This is a genomic window from Alteromonas sp., assembly GCF_984505615.1.
Genome location: NZ_CFHOXV010000003.1, coordinates 128,119 through 150,505, shown reverse-complemented (window position 1 = coordinate 150,505; position 22,387 = coordinate 128,119). Strand labels below are relative to the sequence as shown.

General features: G+C 49.1%; 21 protein-coding genes. 9 read left to right on the top strand and 12 right to left on the bottom strand.

Features of this window, described 5'->3' with window-relative positions; translation table 11 throughout:
* Nucleotides 1-356 (bottom strand): TonB-dependent receptor plug domain-containing protein (locus tag AC4PME_RS03760; RefSeq protein ID WP_491226058.1); only part of this gene is annotated, 356 nt, incomplete at its 3' end.
* A 96-nt stretch (nucleotides 357-452) separates the two neighbouring features.
* Nucleotides 453-2,354, bottom strand: a complete 1,902-nt coding sequence (locus tag AC4PME_RS03755) for a monovalent cation:proton antiporter-2 (CPA2) family protein (RefSeq protein ID WP_491045017.1) — start codon at nucleotides 2,352-2,354, stop codon at nucleotides 453-455.
* Between the two features lie 445 nt (nucleotides 2,355-2,799).
* On the opposite strand from AC4PME_RS03755, the gene AC4PME_RS03750 reads away from it, so the two are divergent.
* Nucleotides 2,800-4,071 (top strand): sugar MFS transporter, encoded by a 1,272-nt coding sequence (locus AC4PME_RS03750; RefSeq protein WP_491044965.1) that lies wholly within the window; start codon nucleotides 2,800-2,802, stop codon nucleotides 4,069-4,071.
* 104 nt (nucleotides 4,072-4,175) lie between these two features.
* Here the strand turns inward: AC4PME_RS03750 and AC4PME_RS03745 are convergent, their stop codons facing one another.
* The 6 genes from AC4PME_RS03745 to pqqA form a co-directional block, all read right to left on the bottom strand.
* A complete protein-coding gene (locus tag AC4PME_RS03745; protein ID WP_491044964.1) occupies nucleotides 4,176-5,402 on the bottom strand; it encodes an insulinase family protein in 1,227 nt (408 codons plus the stop codon).
* A 12-nt stretch (nucleotides 5,403-5,414) separates the two neighbouring features.
* A complete protein-coding gene (pqqE, locus tag AC4PME_RS03740) occupies nucleotides 5,415-6,542 on the bottom strand; it encodes a pyrroloquinoline quinone biosynthesis protein PqqE (protein ID WP_491044963.1) in 1,128 nt (375 codons plus the stop codon).
* Nucleotides 6,535-6,801, bottom strand: coding sequence for a pyrroloquinoline quinone biosynthesis peptide chaperone PqqD (gene pqqD, locus AC4PME_RS03735; RefSeq protein WP_119502098.1), 267 nt, complete (start codon nucleotides 6,799-6,801; stop codon nucleotides 6,535-6,537). Before pqqD ends, pqqE begins: the two co-directional genes overlap by 8 nt.
* Nucleotides 6,798-7,553 carry a pyrroloquinoline-quinone synthase PqqC gene (gene pqqC / locus AC4PME_RS03730; protein WP_491044962.1) on the bottom strand — a complete coding sequence of 252 codons (756 nt, stop codon included), beginning with the start codon at nucleotides 7,551-7,553 and terminating at the stop codon, nucleotides 6,798-6,800. The genes pqqD and pqqC overlap by 4 nt, the downstream gene beginning before the upstream one ends.
* A 15-nt stretch (nucleotides 7,554-7,568) precedes the next feature.
* Complete coding sequence (gene pqqB, locus AC4PME_RS03725; RefSeq protein WP_491044961.1) at nucleotides 7,569-8,492, bottom strand: pyrroloquinoline quinone biosynthesis protein PqqB; 924 nt, start codon at nucleotides 8,490-8,492, stop codon at nucleotides 7,569-7,571.
* Nucleotides 8,493-8,645: 153 nt separating this feature from the next.
* A complete protein-coding gene (pqqA, locus tag AC4PME_RS03720) occupies nucleotides 8,646-8,717 on the bottom strand; it encodes a pyrroloquinoline quinone precursor peptide PqqA (protein ID WP_083273040.1) in 72 nt (23 codons plus the stop codon).
* A gap of 597 nt (nucleotides 8,718-9,314) precedes the next feature.
* On the opposite strand from pqqA, the gene AC4PME_RS03715 reads away from it, so the two are divergent.
* From AC4PME_RS03715 to minE, 6 genes are all read left to right on the top strand, one after another.
* The gene (locus tag AC4PME_RS03715) at nucleotides 9,315-9,533 is read left to right on the top strand and encodes a hypothetical protein (protein WP_119502095.1); all 219 of its coding nucleotides are present in this window, start codon (nucleotides 9,315-9,317) and stop codon (nucleotides 9,531-9,533) included.
* Nucleotides 9,534-9,944: 411 nt separating this feature from the next.
* Entirely contained in the window at nucleotides 9,945-11,819 is a 1,875-nt protein-coding gene (locus AC4PME_RS03710) for a DUF885 domain-containing protein (RefSeq protein ID WP_491044960.1), read from the top strand.
* A 266-nt stretch (nucleotides 11,820-12,085) separates the two neighbouring features.
* Nucleotides 12,086-13,492 carry a zincin-like metallopeptidase domain-containing protein gene (locus tag AC4PME_RS03705; RefSeq protein ID WP_491044959.1) on the top strand — a complete coding sequence of 469 codons (1,407 nt, stop codon included), beginning with the start codon at nucleotides 12,086-12,088 and terminating at the stop codon, nucleotides 13,490-13,492.
* A 197-nt stretch (nucleotides 13,493-13,689) separates the two neighbouring features.
* A complete protein-coding gene (gene minC, locus AC4PME_RS03700) occupies nucleotides 13,690-14,430 on the top strand; it encodes a septum site-determining protein MinC (RefSeq protein WP_119502092.1) in 741 nt (246 codons plus the stop codon).
* A gap of 30 nt (nucleotides 14,431-14,460) precedes the next feature.
* On the top strand, nucleotides 14,461-15,270 hold the full coding sequence (gene minD / locus AC4PME_RS03695) for a septum site-determining protein MinD (protein ID WP_119502091.1): 810 nt from the start codon (nucleotides 14,461-14,463) through the stop codon (nucleotides 15,268-15,270).
* Nucleotides 15,270-15,524, top strand: a complete 255-nt coding sequence (gene minE / locus AC4PME_RS03690) for a cell division topological specificity factor MinE (protein WP_119502090.1) — start codon at nucleotides 15,270-15,272, stop codon at nucleotides 15,522-15,524. The genes minD and minE overlap by 1 nt, the downstream gene beginning before the upstream one ends.
* Before the next feature lie 3 nt (nucleotides 15,525-15,527).
* On the opposite strand, the gene AC4PME_RS03685 is transcribed toward minE, so the two are convergent.
* The 4 genes from AC4PME_RS03685 to AC4PME_RS03670 form a co-directional block, all read right to left on the bottom strand.
* Entirely contained in the window at nucleotides 15,528-16,130 is a 603-nt protein-coding gene (locus tag AC4PME_RS03685) for an acyl carrier protein phosphodiesterase (RefSeq protein WP_491044958.1), read from the bottom strand.
* Nucleotides 16,131-16,184: 54 nt separating this feature from the next.
* Entirely contained in the window at nucleotides 16,185-17,732 is a 1,548-nt protein-coding gene (locus AC4PME_RS03680) for a S10 family peptidase (protein ID WP_491044957.1), read from the bottom strand.
* 73 nt (nucleotides 17,733-17,805) lie between these two features.
* Complete coding sequence (locus AC4PME_RS03675; RefSeq protein ID WP_119502087.1) at nucleotides 17,806-19,110, bottom strand: M20/M25/M40 family metallo-hydrolase; 1,305 nt, start codon at nucleotides 19,108-19,110, stop codon at nucleotides 17,806-17,808.
* Between the two features lie 141 nt (nucleotides 19,111-19,251).
* Complete coding sequence (locus tag AC4PME_RS03670) at nucleotides 19,252-20,205, bottom strand: nucleoside hydrolase (protein WP_119503441.1); 954 nt, start codon at nucleotides 20,203-20,205, stop codon at nucleotides 19,252-19,254.
* 289 nt (nucleotides 20,206-20,494) lie between these two features.
* On the opposite strand from AC4PME_RS03670, the gene AC4PME_RS03665 reads away from it, so the two are divergent.
* Together AC4PME_RS03665 and upp are read left to right on the top strand one after the other, a co-directional pair.
* Nucleotides 20,495-21,223, top strand: a complete 729-nt coding sequence (locus tag AC4PME_RS03665; RefSeq protein ID WP_119502086.1) for a class I SAM-dependent methyltransferase — start codon at nucleotides 20,495-20,497, stop codon at nucleotides 21,221-21,223.
* 87 nt (nucleotides 21,224-21,310) lie between these two features.
* The gene (upp, locus tag AC4PME_RS03660; protein ID WP_491044956.1) at nucleotides 21,311-21,940 is read left to right on the top strand and encodes a uracil phosphoribosyltransferase; all 630 of its coding nucleotides are present in this window, start codon (nucleotides 21,311-21,313) and stop codon (nucleotides 21,938-21,940) included.
* Nucleotides 21,941-22,387 lie beyond the last annotated feature (447 nt).

The window sequence follows — 22,387 nt, the reverse complement described above, 5'->3', positions numbered from 1 at the left end:
GTATAGCCCTGCCCGTGGCCGTGGCTTCGCATATTCACCGGCATGCCGTTAACGGTAGTGCTGAAATCTGTACCGTGATCAAGGTTGAAGCCACGCAAAAAATACTGGTTAGCCTTACCGGAACCACTGTGCTGGGTGACAACCATGCCCGGGACGAGTTCCAGAACTTCACCGGTGCGGAGCATAGGGCGGGTACTGATTTCATCCTGACCTGCTATACCATTTGAAGCCGAAATTGCTTCCCCTATGAGACGGGTTTCCCTGCCATTTACCTCAATATGTTCGATACTCAGACCATGAGAATTCACTGCCTGACTCAGCAGCAACAGGGGAAAAGGAAGGGCGGTATAGCGCATGACATTCGTTCCGGATTGAAAAGCGCGACATCATAACAGGAAAATCAGAAAATCCCACGTTGATGAGATTGATTACCATTTAGAATTGATGATTCTCTATTTCTTCACAGATTCATCGTCACTGTTTACCACCGTTTCCTGATGATGAATGTGAGGTGTGGCCTCTTTTTCTGCTTCCTTCAGGGCTTCCTGAATTAACGTTTCGAGCTGGATAAACAGCTTTATAAAATTGTTGTCTATGCGCTCGCCACTGGCATCGTCTAACCAGGCCGCATAGAGCGTATCACTTTGCTTCGCTTCAATAGCCTTGTAAGCCGCAACTTGTTTCTTCGCCTGAATGGGGTGAATGCCTAATGACCGGAGCGCTTCAGCTCCCATTTCAAGCGCTGAATGGTAGGTTTCTGACACCACAAAATCGACACCTGCCTGCCGGAGTCTGTAGCCGTGTCCGCGGTCAAAGGCGCGGGATAATACCTTAACGCGGGGATAGGCATGCTTGATGTATTTCACCATGTCGATGCTGCTTTCTTTATCATTGATGGCAATAACCAGCATCGAAGCGTGTTCGATACCCGCTGTGTGCAGCATATCGGGTTTGGATGCGTCTCCGAAATAGGCCTGAGTGCCGATACGGCGCATGTTATCAATCTGTTCAGAGCGGATATCCAGTACGACGGTTTTAATGTTATTGGCTAACAGCAGGCGGTTTACGATTTGTCCGAAACGACCGATCCCTGCAATGATCACCGTGCCTTTTTCTTTTATCTCATCCGGTTTTCTACGGTTACTGCGCCCAGTGTACAGGGGCATAATAACTTTATCGAAAAGAATGAACAGCCCCGGGGTTAAGAACATGGAGAAAGCAACGACCAGTGACAATATTTCAATCAGTCCCGCCGGTAATACAGCGTTCTGACCAGAGAAGCTCAGCAGCACAAAGCCAAATTCACCGGCCTGAGCGAGACTGAGAGCAAACAGCCAGCGATTCGCAGCTTTGAGTTTAAAAAACAGGGTGACGACAAACAGTACCAGCGATTTCACCAGCATGACGGTGAGGGTAAGGCCAAGTATGATAAGTGCATTGTCAGTGAGAATGTCTACGTTAATTCCGGCGCCAACAGTGATAAAAAATAACCCGAGGAGCAGCCCTTTAAAGGGTTCAACATTCGCTTCCAGCTCATGGCGGAACTCACTGTTAGCCAACACAACACCGGCAAGGAAGGCGCCTAATGCGGGGGATAATCCCACCAGGCTCATCAGCGCAGCAATACCTACCATCAGCATGAGAGCGGTTGCAGTGAAAATTTCCCGTAAGCCTGACGAAGCCACAAATTTGAATAATGGTCTGCTAAGATAGTGACCGCCAACAGTTACAACAGCCACAGATGCAATAATTACGATGGCGTACAGCCAGGCCGGTAAGCCCTCCACCAGACTGAAATTATTCCCGTGGCTGCCACTGTCAGTATGCTGAGAAGCTAATTCGGGTAGCGCGAGGAGCGGTATCAGTGCCAGCATAGGAATAACAGCGATATCCTGAAACAGCAAAACCGAAAAAGCACTTTTTCCGCCTTCAGTTTGTTGTAATCCTTTTTCCTGAAAGGTTTGCAGCACAATGGCAGTGGAAGACAGTGAAAATATCAGGCCGATGGTGAGCGACACCGACAGGGTTTGTCCCAGAGCCTGCGCCAGCAGTGTGATGAGAACAGTTGTGAGCAGCAGTTGTAACCCGCCCAGTCCAATCAACCGGGTTTTCATTGCCCACAATGATTTGGGTTCCAGTTCCAGCCCCACAAGAAACAGCATCATGACCACGCCGAACTCGGCAAAATGCTGAATCGTTGTGGTTTCATCTCCTACCAGTCCGAGCACCGGCCCGATGGCAACCCCGGCCACCAGATACCCGAGCACAGAACCCAGCCCTGAACGTTTGGCAAGCGGCACTGCGATGACCGCAGCAACCAGATAGATGAAAGCTTGCAGAAAATACCCTGTCATGGCGTAAGTGTCGTCCTTAAACAGAAAGTGGGGGAAAATAGCGTGCTGAGACCGGCTGGCTGTGCCGGCAATCTGATGAAAACGGCAGGGAGCAACCACAGGCTGATTATGTCGCTATCGGGCACAGCGGGCAATGTACCGGCATAGGAAATCCTATAAATTTTGGCTATATCTGATATTCAGTGATATGCAATTATGTTTTTTGTTAGGGCAGTTAACAAATTGTGAATTCATTGTTTGACATTCGATGTCATTTCACTGAGTATTTAGGCACTTTGCGCCCCGCTATGAACCAGAACAACACCCTACAAAAGATTTGCTCAACCAGGCAGACGCATATTGTTCGGGCAGGGAAAAGTACCTGACTGATAACGTGCAGTGCCGTGCGCTGACCGCTTATCGCTTCACGCAATAACAACGAACAATATCAAAAAGAGAGTACATTATGGCTGGTTCGCCTCTACCTCAATCAGACAACGTTCAGTCGAATAGCACATCAACACCGAAGTTTGCTTTATCAGTAATGACAAGCATCTTCTTTATCTGGGGATTCATTACGTGTCTGAATGACATTTTGATCCCACATTTGCGGATGCAGTTCGATCTGAGCTACACCCAGGCCATGTTGATTCAGTTCTGCTTTTTCGGCGCTTATTTTATTTGCTCAATTCCGGCAGGACGCATTGTGGGCCGCATTGGCTACAAGAAGGGCATGGTAACCGGCCTGTTGATCACCGCTGCAGGCGCTGGTCTTTTCTATCCGGCAGCAGCCACTGCCCAGTACGTCTTCTTCCTGGCGGCACTGTTTGTGCTGGCTTCCGGCATCACATTGTTGCAGGTTGCAGCAAACCCTTACGTAGTGGCGCTGGGTCCGTCGTCAACAGCTGAAACCCGGTTAAACCTGACACAGGCATTTAATTCACTGGGCACCACAGTGGCACCTTTGTTTGGCGGCTTGCTTATTTTCGGTCTGGCAGCGAACGCTACTGCAGAAGCCCACGCTGAAGCGGTACAAATTCCTTATATCGGCATTGCGGCATTTCTGATTTTGCTAGCGGTGATCGTGTCGAAAACCTCGTTGCCGGTGATTGCATCACAGGAAAAGCCGGTGAAGCCGCTCTCTTTTGCGCAACTGAAACAATATCCTCACTTACTGTTCGGTGTACTGGGTATTTTCCTGTATGTCGGCGGTGAAGTGGCAATCGGCAGCTTCCTTGTGAATTTCCTCGGTGAGAGCCATATTGGTGGCATGAGCGAAGAAACTGCCTCTGCGTATGTCGCTTATTACTGGGGCGGTGCCATGGTTGGCCGGTTTGTCGGCAGTTATGTAATGCTGCGGGTCAGTGCACGCAAAGTACTGACGGGTAATGCGGTTATCGCCATGGTACTTATCATTACAGCTATGATGACATCCGGTCAGGTTGCGGTATGGGCAATTCTGCTGGTGGGCCTGTTCAACTCTATCATGTTCCCGACCATTTTCAGCTTGTCACTGAAAGGCATGGGACAACACACCTCTCAGGCATCCGGTCTGCTGTGTCTGGCTATTGTGGGCGGCGCACTTGTTCCCCTTTTACAGGGTGTAATGGCTGATGGTATGGGTGTGCAGCTGGCGTTCATCGTACCAGTGTTCTGTTACCTGTATATTGCCTGGTTCGCGTCGGTTGGCTCTAAACAGCAAAAGCATGCGCCAGACGCAGAGCTTGCTGCTTCCTGAGCGCATTGACGCATAACAGCGCATGGGCACATAACGAAATAAGGCAGGTTAATTACCTGCCTTTTTTGTCTCTGCCCGTTTTCAGTGAAAGCTCCCGGCCCCGTCTACTTCAGGGCTGTAATCAGCCAGTGGCAATACTCCATTCTGCTATCTGCCAGTCTGTCGTTGATAAAATAGCAAACCAGCATGTCGCCGGCCCGGCCGGTTCCCATGGCATAGCAATGCCCGCTTATCCTGGGAGACCAGAAACCGGACTGCATTAATAGTTTATCCAGTGCTGCTTTTCGGCTGTCGCTGAACGGAAAAGCGATGTACCAGTCATTGTTCGCTGCTTTTATTTGCTCAAAACTCACTAACGATGGCCACTGCGCCAGCACGTAACGGGGCAGGGGCGGGTAGTCTTTAGCCGTGCTCTGAAGAAATGCCTGATGAAATGATGTTGCCGTGGTGACCAGTGAAGCTGTCTCATCTGAAATCAGCGGTGGTAAAAGGGCGGGCTTTCCGCCACGGAACAGTGCCTCAAAATCCGGCTTTTCCGTCGGGGCAGCGAACTTTATGGCTGAAGACTTCGCAGCATTAACAGAGACATTATTTTGCACCTCCAGCGTGGCTTTGTAATAACCCGTAAGTCGTTTAACTTCTTCTGAGTGCTTGTCTGAATCACTGTTATCAGGCGTAAATTCTGACGGTACACTTAAGGATTCCGGCTTGATTTGACAAGGGACACTGTAGCCATAATCCCCGGCGACTGTGTTAAGTTTGTCAGCGATGTTGCCGGTGTCGCCATTATTGATAAGTAGCGTAATATTGTCCGGCCGGTAATACCTGCTTTTGAACTGCCTGACGGCTTCAGTCGTTAACTGCGGCACTGTGCCGGTGAAGCCGCCGGTAAAAGCCTCACCGTATTTCCCTTCCTCCAGCAGCGATGCCACATGTTGCCGGTAGGGAGCTTTTTGCTCGTAGAAATCCAGCTCCTGAAAGATAACGCCGTTTTTTTCCCGCCGTATATCGTCATCTGAATATTGCTGATTGAGTAAGCCTGAGTACAGAAACGACAGGGCGTGATAAAACAATGCCTCATGGTCCGTTTCGACAAAGTAAAATGTCATCTCATCTTGCGTAGAGGCATTGATACGAAGGGGGAGTAACGCCAGCGCGGCGAATAAGTTATGGGCTTCGGGGAAGTGCAGAGAGCGCCTGAAAACCAGATGCTCACACACGTGAGCCACGCCGGAAGCCTCATTCACCGGCGTTGGCAGTGCAAATACGCCGGTAAACGGGGCCGCGGGGCCGGAACATTTTTGGATGACGGTGGCAGGTGAGGGAGACATTCCGTCACCTGCTCATACAGTCACAATATCAATTTTGGTTTTCGGATCCCGCAAAATCACCGCTTTGTCTTCGTTACGTGCCGCTTTCTCAATCGCGGCTTCGATGGTGTGATGATGGGGCGACTTACTGCAGACCGGGTCGGCCTGATGCATATCGCCGGTGAGCATGTAAGCCTGACAGCGACAGCCTCCGAAATCCTTCTCCTTCTCATCACAATCGCGGCAAGGGGAGGGCAGCCAGTCTGTGCCGCGGAATTTGTTGAAGGAAAAGTCCGAATACCAGATTTCGTTGAGGGATTTCTCCTTCACATTCGGGAACGTCATCGGCAGAATTTTCGCGCTGTGACAGGGCAGTGCTGAGCCATCCGGGGTGACTGTGAGGAAGGTTGAACCCCAGCCGTTCATGCAGGCTTTTGGGCGGTCCTCGTAGTAGTCCGGTGATACAAAAATAAATTTTGGCCCTTTACCGCTCTGCTTTTCACGGAAAGCATTAACCTTTGCTTCCGCTTCTTCCAGCGTCGCTTTTGAGGGCAATAACTGATCGCGGTTTACGTAAGCCCAGCCGTAATACTGTACGGTTGCCAGTTCGACAAAATCGGCATCCAGCTCACAGGCCAGGGTCAGCACATCATCAATCTGATGGATATTCTGCGCCGTCAGGCAGAAATTGAGGACCATGGGATAGTCGTATTGCTTGATGAGTCTGGCTATTTCCAGCTTCTGCGCAAACGAATGCCTGCGGTTACCGATAAGATCGTTATCTTCTGCATTCGCAGCCTGAAAACTCAGTTGAATATGATCGAGTCCGGCTTCTTTTAAAGCAGCGATACGCTTTTCTGTCATGCCGATGCCGGAGGTGATTAAATTGGTGTAAAAACCAAGTTCAGACGCATGGCTGACCATTTGTTCCAAATCTTTACGTAGTAACGGTTCACCGCCTGAGAAACCCAGTTGCACGGCTCCCATTTCACGGGCTTCTGTCAGTACCCGCAGCCAGTGAGAAAGGTCAATTTCCTCTTCTTTTGCTGTCAGGTTTAAGGGGTTTGAACAGTAAGCACAGTGCAGGGGACAGGCATAGGTGATCTCTGCCAGTAACCACAGCGGCGGACCGGCGGCCGGTGTATTCGTTTCATCAGACATAATGGATCCAGTCTTTGCTTTCGGCATCGCTTAAAAACGCGGTGATATCGTCACCGATATCTTCCGGGGCTTCCGGAAACTTTGCTTTTAATGCAGTAATGATATCGTCAACAGACTGTTCACCGTCGACCTGCAACAGGATCTCTGAAGCACTGGGGTTCAGTTTCACCATACCTTCCGGGAACAGCAGGACGTAGCAATTCTGCGCTTTTTCAAATTGCAGTTTATACAACCGGTTGCGCTTCGGGATGCGTGTCATAGTAACCCCTTGTGACAAAGTGACTGGTCGCCGATCCCCGTGTAGGGTTTACGGCCGTACTCGTAAGCCAGGCTGATAGCATCTGCCATGGACCACAGAACGTCCAGTTTGAACTGCAGGATATTCAATGCTTTTTCCTGTTGTTCGCGGGTGACAAAATGGTCCAGCGTGATTTGTAAGCCGTGTTCGACGTCACGTCTGGTCTGACTTAATCTCATCTGAAAATAGGTAAAGCCTTCCTTATCAATCCACGGATAGTGACCCGGCCAGCTGTCCAGACGACTCTGGTGTATTTCCGGAGCGAACATCTCAGTGAGAGAAGAGCAGGCTGCTTCTTCCCAGGTCGCACGGCGGGCAAAATTCACGTAAGCACCCACGGCAAATTTAACCCCTGGCAACAGGTGTTTTTCCGACAACATATCGTCACGGTCCAGGCCCACAGCTTCACCCAGCCTCAGCCAGGCTTCGATGCCACCTAAGCGCGGATCACCGTCTTCACCGTCGTGGTCAAGAATACGCTGGATCCACTTTCTGCGTGTGGCCATATCCGGGCAATTGGCCAGAATGGCTGCGTCTTTAACCGGAATGCACACCTGATAATAAAAACGGTTTGCTACCCAGCCCTGAATCTGCTCTTTGGTACATTCCCCCTTATTCATTGCAATGTGGAAGGGGTGATAAATATGATAGTACTCGCCTTTAGCGCGAAGTTTTTGTTCGAATTCTTGTTTTGACCACGGCTGTGCTGTCATTGTCAGTCCTCAGCGTTAAAGCGTAATGTGCATGCCATCGTAAGCAAGCTCAATATGATTGTCTTCGAGGTATTGGTGAGCCGGTGAGTCTTCATCCAGCACCGGATTTGTATTATTAATATGGATAAGTACCTTGCGCTCTATGTTGAACCGGTTCAGCAGGGCAACTGCACCGTCTTCACCATTTACCGGCATATGGCCCATCTGCGTTCCCAGACGGTTACTGAATCCGTTTTGAATCATTTCATCGTCAAGCCATAAGGTGCCGTCAAACAACACACAATCCGCTTTATCCAGCATACTCTCTACCAGCGGATTTGCCTGAACACAGCCGGGAGCATAGAAAACTGATTTGCCGGAACGGGTATCTTCTATATGCAGACCGATATTGTTGCCCGGCACAATGTTATCCCGGTATGAGGAATACGGCGGGGCATTTGAAGCCAGCACAACAGGATGAAAACGAAGACCATCAGCACCTTCAGGTGTAAAAGCACTGTCGTACTCTGTATCAATTCCGTGGCGCTGAAGCCCGCCATGCCAGTGTTTAAGCATGGTGAACAGCGGAAATGCACCGGTTAAATCTTCATAGACCACGTCAGTACAATATACCGGCAGCGGCAAACCTTCCCGCAGCGTCAGTAATCCGGTTGTGTGATCAATCTGACTGTCGGTAAGCACAATAGAACGGATAGATGTGCCGCGCTGCTGCTCAGGGTCCGCCGGCCACAGTTGAGGTGTTTGATTGATTTGCTGGCGCAGGTCGGGAGACGCGTTGATCAGCACCCAGTCTGTGCCGTTGGAAGAAACCGCTATGCTTGACTGCGTGCGGGCAGACGCATTTATTGAATTCTGCCGTAACCCTTTGCAGTTTTTGCAGTGACAATTCCACTGGGGAAACCCACCACCTGCACCGGAACCTAAAACGAGAATTTGCATACTTCACCTTTACCGTCTTAGCGTTATATAAGAGGAATAAAAAAGGCTGCCAGTGGCAACCTTTCATCAGGGTGTCAGTCAGCAACGCTGAATGTCACCGGCACCACATCAAAGACCTGCTACTGATATCAACAGCCAGTCTTTGCAGGGCTGTTAACGGTTTTTGATGTACAGAGTAACTTCAAAACCTAAACGCATTTCAGTATATTGAGGCTTAGTCCACATGGTGCGGCTCCTGTTTTTATTAACGATGATTTAACATTCGCAATCATTATAGAAAACGACTTTTGGGAAAAAAATCCTACTTTGGCACTAGTTACCTGATGCTGACTGCTACTTTGGGAGGAAGGCGTTGACACCTTGCTCTCATGCTTTAACCGTGCCGTTGGCTGTATTGGCTAAGCAGTTTTTTCACGGGGCAATCTGACTGTACGTATCAAATATAGCAGCGCGAAACCGGCTTTCCACATCAATCGTCAGAGGCTAAAAATTTTTTTGTTGCTACAGCACCAGCCCACACTGACCGCAATCCCGCACCGGCTTTACGCTATTTTGTGAAATTCTGCATTTGATATAACTTCCGGTTAGATCCAGGGAAGAATTTAATCTCGAACTATCACTGAAAAAATCTATCATTACTCTTGAAATCTTTCTTGAGATAGATCAAAAATTGAGCTGTCGGTTTTTGTTAATTTATAAGGAGCCCTAGTTCCGGAACAGGGATTGTCCAGTGGCAATAAATTAGGTAAATAAATCTTTTCTATGATGTGATCTTTCGCAGGCAGTGAGACGAAAGAATAGGATTCTACCCGGAGAGTAAAAATGAGTATTCCTGTTATCCGTCCGACCCTTGCCGATCAGGCGTTACGTGTTGAACAATCACACATCTGGCTACATTGTTTCCGCACATGTGCCAGGTGTGAATCTCTGTCTGATACGCTTACCGCCTATGATTTTAATGATGGCAGCCGTTTGATCCTTGATTCAAGCCATCCCTTTCCTCAACCTGTAAAAAGTAAGGCAGCTTTACGTATCGCCTGATCTTCCTTCCTCCAACCGGTTATTCTGACCGGCCTGACTTTGAGGTTGTCGTAGTGGTAAACATTCTGTTTACCGTACCTCATTGTCCAATGGTGTGGCCAAAATAATTCCCTCTGCCAGTCTTCTGTAATACATGCTACCTGAAAAGCCCGGGCGGATTTCATCCGGACTGATGCCTTCATTACTGTTTATTATTTCTGAAATTACCTTGGAAATATTTTGAAAGTTTACAGGGTAGGTTTCAAATTCTGTTCTCTTTTCCTGTCTTATCCGGGGACTCTGTCACTTTGCCTGATCTGACACACAATAAGGCGTGATTACGCTGACTTAATAATCCTTTGAGATCAACTGCACAGTAAGTGGCAGGGTGATCAGTCACAATAGACAGAATAACTATAAACGGGAGAAACCATGAAACTCACACCTGTGTACACAGCATTACTGGCAGCGGGCCTGCTTGCCGGTTGTAATGAATCTCAGACTCCGGCAACCGGAACTACCGGCGTCACCGCTGCTCAAAAACAAGCAGCAGAATTGGCATTGTCCGAAACGGCCAACACTTACACGACTGCGTTTCTGACACAACAACCGGCTTTGTCAACGATGCTGGCATTGACGCCGGAGCAGGCTGGTGGTCCGTACAACGATAAGTTTCCAGACTACACTGCAAAAGGGATGGCAGCGCTGCAAAAAAGCATGGCAGAAGGTTCTGCGGCCCTTAAAGACATTGACCCGGCAGGACTGACGCCAGAGGCGCAGACACACCGCAATATTCTGATTAATATCTTTGATTACTACACCGGCGATACCCGTTTCCCTGCCGGCTACATTGATACCTGGGGCGGTCATCTGCCTTATATCATTAACCAGATATCCGGCCCGTTAATCGACATGCCAAAGCTTATGCAGGTACAACAATCTGTAAGCAATGAACAGGAAGCTGACGCTTATATCAGCCGCCTGGAGAAAATGGGTGAGTTCGCTGACGGCGTTGTGGCTAAGTTTAAAGCTGATGAAGCGAAGGGCATCGTTTTACCTAAAAAGCTGCATCCGAAGACCATCGCCTTTTTCAATAATTTTCTCGCCAGTGAACCTGCAGATCATGAACTGGTGAAAACCTTTGCAGAAAAGCTCACACAAGCAGAAGGCATTGATGATAAGCATCGTGAAGCGCTGGTAGCAAAGGCAACCGAACTGGTGACAACGGTTGTTTATCCGGCGTGGAACCGTGCCCGCGATGCGGTGCTTGAGAGCGAAGAACATGCAAGTAAAAGTGACGGTATCTGGGCGCAACCGGGGGGCGATGAGTTTTATGCTCATGAAATCCGCTTCCTTGGCGATTCTGTGTGGACGGCAGATGAAATTCATCAGACCGGTCTTGATGAAGTTGACCGGATTTCAGCGCAGATGGACACCATTCTGAAAGAAAATGGCTACAGTGAAGGAACGGTAGGTGAGCGGATGATTGCCCTTGCCGGCTTGCCTGGTCAGGTATTTGATGCCACGGACGAAGGGCGTGGTGCGCTGCTGGACTATCTGAATGATGAAATTGATGCAGTGATGGCAAAAGCGCCTTCATTCTACGGCACTATTCCGGAGCAGGCTGTCGAAGTGCGCCGTATTCCACCGGTTTCGGAAGCGGGTGAAGCGGGCGGTTTTTACTCGCCGCCTTCCCTGGATGGCGCACGTCCCGGGATTTACTGGATAAACTTACGTGATATGGAAGCGGTGCCGAAATTCGGCCTGAAGACGCTGACTTATCACGAAGCCGTGCCGGGGCACCATTTCCAGATCGCGCTGAACATGGCGCAGGAAGACATTGGTCTGATGCGTCAAAACGCGCCTTATAACGCGTATGTTGAAGGCTGGGCACTCTACTCTGAATACGTTGCTGCTGAGTATATGGGTATGTACGACGATGATCCGCTAGGCGATTTAGGACGTCTGCAGGCTGAATTGTACCGTGCGGTGCGCCTTGTTGTTGATACCGGCCTGCATCACAAGCACTGGACCAGAGAACAGGCGATTGATTATTTCCATAAAACTACCGGTACATCTTTATCTGATGTTGTGCCTGAAATCGAGCGTTACATGGCGTGGCCGGGTCAGGCACTTGGGTATAAGTTGGGCATGCTCACCTTTGTCAAACTGGAAAAAGAAGCAAGGAATGCATTAGGTGACAAATATGACATTAGAGAGTTTCATGATGTTGTGCTACTGCCCGGTGCGCGACCCATGGCAATGGTGAAAAGCGATGTTGAAAAGTGGGTGGAGTCGAAAAAATAGCATTAAAAACATTGCTTTGCATTTGGTTGAGGCCGGGCTTGTCCCGGCCTTTCTCATTTCTGCGCTTCAGAAAGCCACCGGAAACCACCGGTTTTCCCGCAAAAAAACGGGTATGCGTACTTATTAGTATCTACATCTGATTATCATTTTGTATATCGAACACCCATAAGGGTCTGGCTACACTCCGGCCATATCAGGAAAACGACCGTTCCCGGTGGAACATCGTGCATCAATGCCTGAAGAGAAGATAAAGAAGGATGTAGCCCATGTTGACATTATCGCAGTTTCGAAACAGTTACCCGTTGCAACTGGAATGTTCCCTTGCAACGGGAAGCAGTCCGAAAACATTATTGCGGCTGTCTGCGAAATACAATGGCCGTGATCCTTTCAGACGCTTCGTCGAACAAACGGCGACCAGTAACCGGCCAATCCATTTTTTAGGCAATGACCGGAGCCTGGACGCCAGCGTGGCGAACTTAAGTGAGATAAGTAAGCAGATTGCAGACATTGAAGAATGGCTGGGTCTGTCTTATCAGGACATTCTGAAAAAGATTTCGGGTGCATACAGTGATACACCGGTGAGTAAAATTTTTGACTTACAGGCACCGGGAAAGTGGGAAGGCGTCACCCGCAGTGAAATGCAGACACTACTGAAAGAGCTGCATTTCTGGGTGGTGTATATCAACGATCTGGACATTGTCCGTAAAGACGTGAGTTCCGCAAAGAGCTTACATTATTTCTTGCGGCGCCATCCGGTAGGAAGTTGTCAGACGCTTGCTGATGTTGTGCTGTTAAACAATGACAGCTGGGATCTGGATGAAACCCGCTATCAGGATATTCTGGCTGATTTAATCGCCAGAGATGACGACTGTATTTTGCGCTGGATAGAACAACCTGAACCGGTAGCTCATTTTAATATCCGCTCAAAAGTGCCTTATACCTCCATGCTGACCTGGGTCATGTTGTCGCTGACGTCACGGACCTACGGTTATACCAGTAATTTGTGGGGCACTAAAATTCAGTGGAAGAAACAGGGCTTTAAATTACGCAAAGATGCGAGGCCGTCACCGGTATTTCATTACTATTCCATGCCGTCGGCAGAATTGTCGTGGGGAGAGGGCGATGAAGGGGCTGCGCAGAAAGGTCGCCGTATTTCACTGGTATACAATGCCAGTGAGCTGGTGGATTACAAAGGCATGCCCTACGAAGAAGGATTCGTTGAACCCTTATCCACATTGAAGAACCGGATAGACAAATTGAATGTGGATGTCAGGGAAGGTGACGAGCCCCGTTTCCACCCGCAGGAAGATTATATCGAAATGCCGCCTGAAACCGGACTGTATGCCAAGCATGTCACCGAAGCCTGGTATCAGGCCATCTTACCGTTACTGATCCGCTGGGCCGGTCATCAGAAACGGCTGGATGTGGGACGACATTTGCTGAACCCGGTGCAGTACGACGCCTATTCCACACTGGTAACAGAAGTCGCCACGTCGAATTTGTCAGCACGCTTTGGTCTCGACAGAAAGCCATGCCAGACCAGTGTTCAGCGTATTGGTAACTGGCTGGACGAATTGCCTTCCAAAGAGCGTTTCGCGGTTGTAGCCAGTGCATCTGAGTGTGCAAACCGGCTTTGTCACTATCTCTTCCCGGACAACCGTCAGGAAGACTAAAATAGCCTGTGCAGCCACTCTTCATGGTGGTTGCACGGACTTATTTGCTATTTTTGGCGTTTTTTTGTCCGTTTATCGTATTTTTCCCGGAGTTTGTATTGCCGTAGAACGGGAATTTGATAGAGTTGTGCAATCTGTCACCGCCTCGTCATTTCTGGCTTGCAGCGGGATAATAACGATAATTCAGGATGCGCTTCATGTCACAACAGTGCTTTCGTATGAAAGGCACCACGCTTACCAGTATTGTACTGGAAGTCCTTCATTTCGAACCGGATGAATTTGACACGCAACTGGCGGCGAAAATAGCCAGTGCGCCACATTTTTTCACCCGTTCTTCGCTTATTCTCCATCTCAACGCTACAATGTCGGCAACAGAGTTCGAGTTGCTGGTTGCTTTATGCCGCCGTCATCAGCTACAGCCGATGGCGATAAAGGGTGAAACCGACGGGTTAAAAGCGACGATAAACGATCTGGGTCTGGCTGATATCAGTCAGAGTAAGTTAAGTGAGCGTTCACTGACAGAAGCAAAACCCGCCGAGCCGGAACCGGAGCAGACGCCTGAGCCGGTCACTGAAACCGTAACAATTACCAAAACCACAGAAGTACTTAAGCCGGCAAAAATTGTTGCCCGCCCTGTACGCTCCGGGCAACAGGTGTATGCGGATGGCAGTGATCTGGTGATTCTGGGTGCCGTAAGTGAAGGGGCTGAAATCCTGGCGGACGGAAATATTCACGTCTACGGTACCCTGCGCGGTCGCGCGCTGGCGGGTGTAAAAGGTAATACTGAAGCACGAATTTTTTGCCAGAACATGGAAGCTGAGCTGGTATCTATCGCCGGCAGATTCGTGATGCAGGAAAACATACAAAATAAGTGCTGGAAGCAACCAGCGCAGGCATATTTAGATGCAGATGCACTTCTTATAGAAGCATTAACCTAACGCAGTGCAGACGCTATTGGGGAATAGTAAATGGCTAAAATTATTGTAGTAACTTCAGGAAAGGGTGGGGTTGGCAAAACAACGTCCAGCGCCGCCATTGCTACAGGTCTGGCACTGGCCGGACATAAAACCGTGGTGATAGATTTCGATGTGGGTTTACGAAATCTTGATCTGATCATGGGCTGCGAGCGACGTGTGGTGTATGACTTTGTTAATGTAATTAATAAAGAAGCCACGCTGAATCAGGCACTGATTAAAGACAAACGTACCGACAACCTGTACATCCTGCCTGCGTCTCAGACCAGAGACAAAGATGCACTGACAATGGAAGGTGTCCAGAAGGTACTTAACGATTTATCCGAAGATTATGACTTTATCATTTGTGATTCGCCGGCAGGTATTGAGCAGGGCGCGCAAATGGCACTTTACTTTGCTGATGAAGCTATCGTGGTTACCAACCCGGAAGTCTCTTCAGTGCGGGATTCTGACCGTATCCTGGGTATTTTGCAGAGCAAATCTATGCGTGCAGAACAGGGTAAATCAGTGAAAGAGCACTTGTTGTTGACCCGTTATAATCCGCAACGTGTTGCCACCGCAGAAATGCTGAGTGTTGCTGACGTGGAAGAAATTCTGGCCGTTCCGCTGCTCGGTGTTATTCCGGAGTCTGAGGCGGTTCTGAAAGCGTCTAACCAGGGTACACCGGTCATCCTTGATGATGAATCGAATGCCGGTCAGGCATACTCTGACGCGGTTCGCAGACTGCTGGGCGAAACGGTAGAACACCGCTTCCTGGACGTTCAAAAGAAAGGTTTCTTTAAGCGACTGCTGGGAGGTAAATAATGGGTATTTTCGATTATCTGCTGAAAAAAGGTAAGCCTAACACTGCCGCAGTAGCCAAGGAACGCTTGCAGATCATCGTCGCCCATGAGCGCCGTAAACGTTCTCAACCGGATTACCTGCCAATGATGCAGCAGGAAATTCTGCAAGTTATCCGCAAATATGTGCAAATTGCTGATGATGATGTATCGGTGCAACTGGAAAACAGTGACGACTGCAGTGTACTGGAACTGAATATCACTCTGCCTGAGAATTAAACCTCAGACGTTATCGAAGTGAAGGGCCTCCGGGCCCTTTTCTTTTATGTGTTTTCTGAGCGCTTCAAAAAATGCCGGAAAATCTGCAAGTAAGGTGTCGTAGACCGGCAATATTTCCTCAAGACTGTTTTCAAACCGGTGTTTAAACCGTATGCGGGATGCAGTGCGGTTCAGTGCCATGTTCACCCCGTCCAGTGAGGCATACACATCCAGCCAGCGATTAGTAATCATACTGCCGGTAACCTGCTGCATGCGAGGTGGCATTTGTCCGGTCCGCTGACCCAGCAGGCGGTATCTGTCGCCACAGAAGTCATCAAACGGCTGCCTTGAAAATTGCTTCCAGTGGCAAATCAAAAAGTGATCGAATAACACGTCCAGGGTTATGCCGGCAAACCGCCGCCTTGCAGGGCTGAATGTTTTCTTAATGTCCCGTACCCAGGGGTGACTGTCAGTAAATTTATCTACGGCCATGTGATTACGCAGGGCAATATAAACCGGAGCTGGCAGTGAGGTGGTATCCAGTCCTTTCTGAAAATCTCCCAGCAGGTTGCCAAAACAGGAGTCGGGTGTGGGACGGGCAAGAAAAAGGTGAGCGAGATAGTTCATCTGAGGTGTAGTGAATAACAGCCATTCCTGTTAAGGAATGGCTGCACAGTTGTCTCAGCGGTCGTATTTTGCTGCTTGGTCTTTAGCCGGCAGGCTGTCGCTGATAAATGTCCGGATGTCATCGTTGGCGGTTTTCAAATCTTCATATCGTAAATACATCATATGGCCACTGCGATAACCTTTAAAGCGCAGACGGTCTTTCATTTTGCCGCTTGGGTCTAACTGGGTCATGGTGTATTTGGCATCAAAGTAATTGGTGGCGCCGTCGTAATAACCCGACTGAATCATCACGTTCAGGTACGGATTTGTTGCCATGGCCTGACGTAAATCTTTACCGGTGTGATTGTTCTCACGATCCCAGGGATGCACAGGACCAAACATATTGTATTTGGTGTCAGTCACAAACTTCAGATCGTTGCGCAGATAGTCGTTAATCGCCGGTGTAAAAGAATGCAGCCAGGATGTCAGTTCAGCATTGTAGTCCGGCCCGTCACCCAGCTCTTTTTCATCAATACCCAGGTAACGACTGTCCAGCCGGCCAATGGTTTTACCTTCATCACGGAGCAGAGCTTTCCAGAAATACCAGGTGCTGACGTCCAGATTACTTTGTGCAATTTCCTGTGCGCTTAAACCGGAATACGCGGCAAATTGCTTAATAACCTGCTGCTTTTCGGACTCGTCGATCCATGCGCCTTTTGCCAGTGCCGGTAAAAGGGTATTCAGCGTCCAGGTTTCGACTTCCGGAAGAAACGCTTCAAGATCTTTGTTCTGGTATTCAGCCGCCAGTTTTTTGTGAAACCACGCTGCGGCAGCAAAATAGGGCAGGCGGTTAGCGGCTTCTACCGGTCCGTCGCGGTTAATGCCTAATTCTGTAGGAGAGACCAGAATCACGCCGTTCAGGTACATCCATTGCTGTTCCTGCAGCGCCAGCGCCAGTCCGGACACCCGGGTTGTGCCATAGCTTTCGCCAATCAGGTATTTAGGTGAGCGCCAGCGGCTCTGACGGGAAACAAATGTATTGATCCACTCTGCCAGATATTTCACATCGGCATTAACGCCAAAGAATTGAGATTTTTGCTGCTCTTTTGACGGCATTTTGCCTTCAGCGTCAGGCAATACGCGGCTGTATCCTGTATTCACCGGATTCACATAAACGATGTCCGCCACATCCAGAATGGAGTAGGGATTGGTCTTCACGCCGTAAGGTTGTAAGGGATAGCCCTCTTCGTCGATATTCAGTACTTTCGGGCCGGTATAGGCGATGTGCATCCACACGGAAGCGGAACCCGGACCACCGTTAAAACTGATCACCAGCGGGCGTGTGGCAGTATCTTTTACGTCATCCCTTTGATAATAAGTATATTGCAAAGTGGCGGTGGGGTTTCCCTCTTCATCCCACACCGGTTGCATACCGGCAGTGGCCGTATAACTGACTTTCTCGCCGCGGATGGTGGTTTTATGTTTGGTTACGGTGGCGGATTCAACCGGAATGCTGCGTTTGGTTTCAACTGCTTGATCTGCGGCCAGCGCAGGGGGAATGGCCAGTGTTGCTGATACGCCGAGCACCAGTGCCAGTGCGGAGACGGAACGACGAAGTTTCATAGTATTTCCTCTGTCTTTTTGTTGTTAAACGGGCGCTGTAACCGCGCCCTTTGTATTATTGTGACTTCTGTTTTTATTGCTGTTTCAGGCGGTACAGTAAAATGGCTGCCCGCTTGGACTGAGAAGGCAGTGCTTCAAGGTTGCCGGTTTCATTCACAGTATGACCCGCAGAACCGCTCATGCCCAGTCCGTCAATGGCCATTTCAACGTATGCTGAGGTGAAAGATACATCGGCAGCGCCGGCATTCAGCGGGTTGACCGGTGCCACTTTACCCTGACCTAAATCTTCACTGACATTGCTGTAAATTTCCAGCAGGGCTTTGTTACCGTCTGTTGGTGCCAGAGCAGGATATCCCTCACCAAATTCAATGGTACTTTGGGTTTTTGGCAGGGATGCCGCGACGATTTCCCGCATTTTATCTTTCACGCGGTTAACCTGGTCTTCCGAAATAGCGCGGATGTCCCCGGTGACAATGGTGGTTTCAGCCACTACGTTGTTCTTGCCAAAGGTGGTGCCGCTGTTTGCTTTGCGGTCGTGGGTGACGGCTGTTCCGCCCATGATACGGCCGGGATTATACGTCAGCAGTTCTTCGCTGCGCAGATCCGTATAGAAGGTGTTTAAAATACGCGAAGCTTCATAAATAGAACCGGCACCCACGTTATCTTTAAAGATTTGAGAGGAATGAGAGGGAACGCCTGTAACAGTGAGTGTCCAGTCGATAGAGCCACGGCGTGAAATGTTTGCTGTGGCGGGGTTACCGTCACCATTTTCAAACCCGATTGCAATATCAGCCCATTTTGCACCGTCGGTCAGAGCCTTTTTCGACAATTCCAGCGGGCGGCCACTCAGTTCTTCATCACCGGTCATAACCACCAGAATATTCATATTTTTCAGCTCACCGGCATCATGTAAGGCCCGCAGGGCTTGCAAAATAACCACATCGCCGCCTTTCATATCAGCAATGCCGGGGCCCCGTGCCTGTGTGTCGCTGATTTTTTCGAAAGTCTGAAACGGGCTGTCCGGTTCGAATACCGTATCCAGATGTCCGATAAGCAGCATTTTTGGGCCCGTTCCGCCATTCAGTTCTGCGACCAGATGTCCGGCGCGGCCAAATGCCGAACCGTCTTCAAAACGGGCATCAAACCCCAGTGCTTTGAATTCAGGAATAAGAACATCGGCTACTTTTTTTACACCGGCAAAATTCATCGTGCCGCTGTTAATATTGACGATATCTTCAAGCAACTTGAGGGCTGCGGGATTAGTTTTATCGATGTAGTCAGCGAGTTGCTGCTCTTTATCTGAAAGTGCTGCCATGGACTGGGTCGCAAATAAAGACAGACCGAGCAAAATAGCGTGTTTCTTAAAGCCCTTTTTCATAGTTCCCTTCTTTTCTTGTTGTGTGTGCAGATGCGCTGTGGCGACGTGGTTGTGCGCCACAGCGTAATCTGCCTAAGCTACCCAACAGAGGAACAGGAATGCAAAGCTTTAACGACTAACTTGCGAAAGTCTCCGGTGAAGCTAATTGTCCGTTGCTGCTATCTTTAACCTGGCAATAAAATCGGCGAACGTGAGTCTGGCGTCGACCCCGCTGAATACCCGGATTTGTCTTCCTGCAATCTCATCGCCGTAATGACCGTCTGCAGAAATGGTTCTGGCCGGAAGCGTTTCAAAGTGGCTGCTTTCTGTGCTCAGTGCCGAGAGTAGCACAAGTGGATGATCGCCCATGGTCAGTGTGCCTCCTAACTGTACGAACGCCGGCAAGTCTGTGTACAAACTGTATAGCCATCTGCTGACCGGTGAGACGGGCAGAAAATCTGCCTGCATTTCTGCTACGGAGTATTGCATCTGACGGTACGTTGAAACCGGTATCTGCCATACCGGTACGCCGGACTGCTCCAGTACATATTTTGCTGCTGCCAGATCTGTACTCAGGTTATATTCGGGACCACCGGAAGGGTAGTCAGCGCCGCCTATCCAGATAACCGTCATCTTCTCTGCAATTGCCGGCGCCAGTTTCAGTGCTTCAGCCAGATTTGTCAGCGGTCCTCCACAGGTAAACAGCAAAGGCAGGGGACTATCTTTCATGGCCTCAGCCACGATGGCTTTGGCTGCATCAGACGGTTTGTTGTGTTTCTCCCGCTGAATATAATCGTGGCCGGCTGCCACGGCAGGGCCTTCTGTTTTCAGTAGCGTGAGTAAATGTTCTGCACGGCTTTTGCCAATGACAGCAGTATCCTTGTTACCGTGTGTCAGGCGGGCCAGGTTTGGATCCGTGCCGGTTACGGTGATCAGTGGTACGGTTGTTTTCGGCGCCAGTAGTTGATGGGCGAGGGCTGCCAGACCATCCGGATCGCCGGCAAAGTCATTATCGACGATCACACGGTAAGCCGGGTTTTGCGGTATAAGTTTTTGTGCCGCCACGGCAGGCAGTGAGAGGATAAGAAAGCATAGTGGCAAAATATAAGCAGACATAGGCAATTGAGCAGAATTCGTTGTTAACAGGTTGTTGCGATTTTGAGGCGGAAGACAGGCCAAAGTAAAATTGGTATTTTTTGACAAGGTATAGGCTGTCGCTATATTTGCGTTTTTGGTGATATTTCGCTGAAAGTCGCAGATAGCAGGGTAGCGCGTATTTAAATTTTTATTGAACTGTGTAATCTGGAACTCCGTAGCAGTGTAAACAGGTAAACATTCAGGTGACCGTTTACCCGGCCCGGTTCACTCAGTTTTGGATGAAATCATCTACCCCCTCAGGATCGCAATGGATAGCATTAAGCTCGTTAAAAACACCAGGGAAGAAACCGCTGTTATTGAGGCGCATATTCGTGAAGTCGCAGGCAATACCGGTGAACTTAAAATACTGGAAGCCGGCTGCGGGCAAAAATGGCCTCTTAAGTTGGAAGGGATCCCCCGTCATATCACCGGCGTTGACATTGATGAGGCTGCACTGGCTCTGAGGCAGCAAATTCACGGCGATTTGCAGAATATCATCACCGGCGATTTGCGCGCCCTATCTTTACCGGCGGCACATTTCGACGTTATTTATACTTCTTACGTGCTCGAACATATCGAGAATATCGATAAAGTACTGGAGAACTTCGCCTTGTGGCTGAAACCGGGAGGCGTTGTCGTGATTAAGGTGCCGGACCGTGACACGGTGTACGGTTTTCTTGCCCGCCATACTCCGCACTGGCTCCATGTTGCCTATTACAGATATATAAAAGGTAAAAAGCATGCCGGTAAGCCCGGTCACATCCCTTATCCTATTGTTTACGACCCTCAGTTGTCCCGCTCCGGTATCAAGGCTTTCTGCGCAAAGCACCAGCTCATGCTATGCAAAGAAATGGGGAAGAATAATTACCTGCGAAAGCGGGCCAAAAAAGATAAGATTGTTCGTGTAGTGGCACAAATGATCAGTAAACTGTCAGGCAATAAACTGGCCTGGCATTACAACGACATTATTTTTATCATTCAAAAACCAGCCAGTTAGTGCCATTATCCGGCTAACTGTTATGCGTGTTCTCAAGGGACACGCATGATGCCTTTTATCCATCATAATCTTACTCAGGAGCACGTCATGGCTGTTCATGAAATCAAGCACCCGTTAATTCAGCATAAAATCGGTCTGATGAGAGAAGCGTCGGTCTCGAGTAAAGATTTTCGTGAATTAGCCAGTGAAGTAGGCAATCTGCTGACTTACGAGGCCACACGTGACTTGCCCACAGAAACAGCACAAATCGAAGGGTGGACCGGTGAGAAACTCAATGTTGAACAGATCAAAGGAAAGAAAATCACTATCGTCCCTATTCTGCGCGCTGGTCTGGGTATGCTGGACGGGGTATTACAGTTAATCCCGAATGCCCGTATCAGCGTGGTGGGGTTATACCGGGACGAGGAAACCCTTGAGCCGGTACCTTATTTCGACAAAGTCGTAAAAGATATTGATGCCCGGACCGCGTTGATTGTCGACCCCATGCTGGCCACCGGGGGCACGCTCATCGCGACTATCGATTTGCTGAAACAGAAAGGGTGTGAGCACATCATGGGGTTATTTCTGGTTGCTGCTCCCGAAGGGATTGATGCTGTTCAGAAAGTGCACCCGGATGTTGATATTTATACGGCATCCATAGATGAGCGGCTGAACGAGAAGGGTTACATCCTGCCCGGACTTGGGGATGCCGGCGATAAAATTTTCGGCACGCGGTAACCGAATAGCTTAAAAGGACTTACCTGAGCTGATTTCTCTCTTATCTACGAATCCCAAAATGGTGCAAAAGAATCATTAATTTGAATAACTATGCACAGTGCGGATGCTTTATTTACCTTCCAGTACCACGTTACTGACACAATTTGACGGGTTATACGATCAAAGGTGTCAGTATTTCCTCCTTTTAATTCTGTATTTCAACGCAGTATTAACGCTCGCTTTGTTAAATTAATCCCTATTTTTAATGTTTGTTGGGATAATCATCCTAAAATAAGCTGGATGTTACAGTGTATCAGTACAACTTTGCCTCCTGCGCAATTTCATCGCCGGTGCATCAAATGAGTGCGAATTATTCTTTAGTATAAAGTAAGCTAATTTGCACATAAGAATTTTTTATGCATTTTTATGTGCATAAACATTTTTAATTTCTGCATAAGTGACAATATT

Coding starts and splice junctions, on each gene's coding strand:
- AC4PME_RS03755 (WP_491045017.1), bottom strand. CDS start 2,354: ATGACAGGGTATTTTCTGCAAGCTTTCATCTATCTGGTTGCTGCGGTC.
- AC4PME_RS03750 (WP_491044965.1), top strand. CDS start 2,800: ATGGCTGGTTCGCCTCTACCTCAATCAGACAACGTTCAGTCGAATAGC.
- AC4PME_RS03745 (WP_491044964.1), bottom strand. CDS start 5,402: ATGTCTCCCTCACCTGCCACCGTCATCCAAAAATGTTCCGGCCCCGCG.
- pqqE (WP_491044963.1), bottom strand. CDS start 6,542: ATGTCTGATGAAACGAATACACCGGCCGCCGGTCCGCCGCTGTGGTTA.
- pqqD (WP_119502098.1), bottom strand. CDS start 6,801: ATGACACGCATCCCGAAGCGCAACCGGTTGTATAAACTGCAATTTGAA.
- pqqC (WP_491044962.1), bottom strand. CDS start 7,553: ATGACAGCACAGCCGTGGTCAAAACAAGAATTCGAACAAAAACTTCGC.
- pqqB (WP_491044961.1), bottom strand. CDS start 8,492: ATGCAAATTCTCGTTTTAGGTTCCGGTGCAGGTGGTGGGTTTCCCCAG.
- AC4PME_RS03715 (WP_119502095.1), top strand. CDS start 9,315: ATGAGTATTCCTGTTATCCGTCCGACCCTTGCCGATCAGGCGTTACGT.
- AC4PME_RS03710 (WP_491044960.1), top strand. CDS start 9,945: ATGAAACTCACACCTGTGTACACAGCATTACTGGCAGCGGGCCTGCTT.
- AC4PME_RS03705 (WP_491044959.1), top strand. CDS start 12,086: ATGTTGACATTATCGCAGTTTCGAAACAGTTACCCGTTGCAACTGGAA.
- minC (WP_119502092.1), top strand. CDS start 13,690: ATGTCACAACAGTGCTTTCGTATGAAAGGCACCACGCTTACCAGTATT.
- minD (WP_119502091.1), top strand. CDS start 14,461: ATGGCTAAAATTATTGTAGTAACTTCAGGAAAGGGTGGGGTTGGCAAA.
- minE (WP_119502090.1), top strand. CDS start 15,270: ATGGGTATTTTCGATTATCTGCTGAAAAAAGGTAAGCCTAACACTGCC.
- AC4PME_RS03685 (WP_491044958.1), bottom strand. CDS start 16,130: ATGAACTATCTCGCTCACCTTTTTCTTGCCCGTCCCACACCCGACTCC.
- AC4PME_RS03680 (WP_491044957.1), bottom strand. CDS start 17,732: ATGAAACTTCGTCGTTCCGTCTCCGCACTGGCACTGGTGCTCGGCGTA.
- AC4PME_RS03675 (WP_119502087.1), bottom strand. CDS start 19,110: ATGAAAAAGGGCTTTAAGAAACACGCTATTTTGCTCGGTCTGTCTTTA.
- AC4PME_RS03670 (WP_119503441.1), bottom strand. CDS start 20,205: ATGTCTGCTTATATTTTGCCACTATGCTTTCTTATCCTCTCACTGCCT.
- AC4PME_RS03665 (WP_119502086.1), top strand. CDS start 20,495: ATGGATAGCATTAAGCTCGTTAAAAACACCAGGGAAGAAACCGCTGTT.
- upp (WP_491044956.1), top strand. CDS start 21,311: ATGGCTGTTCATGAAATCAAGCACCCGTTAATTCAGCATAAAATCGGT.